Here is a 285-nt window from a genome sequence, read left to right as displayed (position 1 = left end):
CTGGGAGCGAACCGCGGTTGCGACGCTATAGCCTCTTCCGGGCCCTGAGGTTACGCGCCGCCTGCTCGATCGCGGCGCGGTCGTTGCCGAGCCGGTCGAGCAGCTCCTGCGCTTCCTCGCTGCTGATCCCGGTGTGCATGGCAAGCGCCTCCACGGTCAGGATGTCCGAGCTCGACAGCTCGCCGGTCTCGGGCAGCGCATCGCCCGCGGTGAGCGGCAAAGCCGCCTCGCGGTCGATCTCCGCCTCGGCCTGATGCCAGTGCCGCTCGTGGTCGCCAAGGATGC

1 protein-coding gene is annotated in these 285 nt (G+C 70.2%); it reads right to left on the bottom strand.

Going from position 1 to position 285, the window contains the following annotated elements; all coding sequences use genetic code 11:
- Positions 1 to 25: 25 nt before the first annotated feature.
- On the bottom strand, positions 26 to 283 hold the full coding sequence (locus tag EN846_RS34700; protein WP_245518782.1) for a DUF2934 domain-containing protein: 258 nt from the start codon (positions 281 to 283) through the stop codon (positions 26 to 28).
- Positions 284 to 285 lie beyond the last annotated feature (2 nt).

It is taken from the genome of Mesorhizobium sp. M4B.F.Ca.ET.203.01.1.1, from assembly GCF_004791025.1.
Taxonomy (GTDB): Bacteria; Pseudomonadota; Alphaproteobacteria; order Rhizobiales; family Rhizobiaceae; genus Mesorhizobium; species Mesorhizobium abyssinicae.
This window is presented reverse-complemented; position numbering and strand designations above follow the sequence as displayed.